At 51.5% G+C, this 882-nt stretch carries 2 protein-coding genes; both read right to left on the reverse strand.

All coding sequences use genetic code 11. The annotated features are described in order from the left end of the window. A partial coding sequence (locus ACWHAR_RS24740; protein WP_452088138.1) for an NYN domain-containing protein occupies positions 1–109 on the reverse strand: 109 nt, incomplete at its 3' end. A gap of 5 nt (positions 110–114) precedes the next feature. Then, on the reverse strand, positions 115–864 hold the full coding sequence (gene rlmB / locus ACWHAR_RS24745) for a 23S rRNA (guanosine(2251)-2'-O)-methyltransferase RlmB (protein WP_003178285.1): 750 nt from the start codon (positions 862–864) through the stop codon (positions 115–117). Positions 865–882 lie beyond the last annotated feature (18 nt).

Consider the following 882-nt stretch of genomic DNA (forward strand, 5'->3'; position numbering starts at 1 on the left):
TCTTCTGAATCAACAGGTCCCTTGCTTCTTCAAAACTGTTTTCTTTTAAATCTTTCAGCTGAGGCCAAGCCCCAATCATGTTATAACCGTCGACCAACAGGATGTCCATTCCGTCTATTCTCCCAGAGGGCTTCGTTTCCGGTACACTTCATACATCAGCAGGCCGGCTGCAACTGAGGCGTTCAGGGATGTGACCTTTCCCGCCATCGGCAGGCGAATGAGAAAATCACATTTCTCTTTAACAAGCCTTCCCATGCCTTTTCCTTCGCTGCCGATGACAAGCGCAAGCGGCATATTTCCGTCCAGCGACCTGTAGTCCTGTTGTCCAGACGCATCGGTACCGACGACCCAAATGCCCCGTCCCTTCATTTCTTCCAGGGTCCGCGACAGATTGGTCACCTTGACGACCGGAATATGTTCGATGGCTCCTGTCGAGGCTTTGGCGACAGTCGTTGTAAGGCCGACCGCGCGCCTTTTCGGAATGACGATGCCGTGAGCCCCGACCGCGTCTGCGGTGCGCATAATAGAGCCCAGGTTGTGCGGATCCTCAATTTCGTCTAATACAAGGATAAACGGCTGTTCATTTCTGTCTTCGGCCTTTTGAAAAAGATCATCCAGCTCGGCATACTCGTAAGCCGCTACCTGGGCGACGACGCCTTGATGCTGTCCGGAAACCATTTGATCGAGTTTTTTTCTTGGGACATAATGAATCGTGACGCCTTTTTTGGCGGCGAGATCGACGACTTGCTGAGCCTGTCCCTTCACTGTGTTTTCCGCCATCCACAGCTTATACAATTCCCGGCCGGACTTTAATGTTTCGATGACCGCGTTTTTTCCTATGACGTAATCATGCTGCTGACTCATTTTACTTCCTCCCTGCCA

This window comes from Bacillus sp. LR--39, assembly GCF_053613335.1.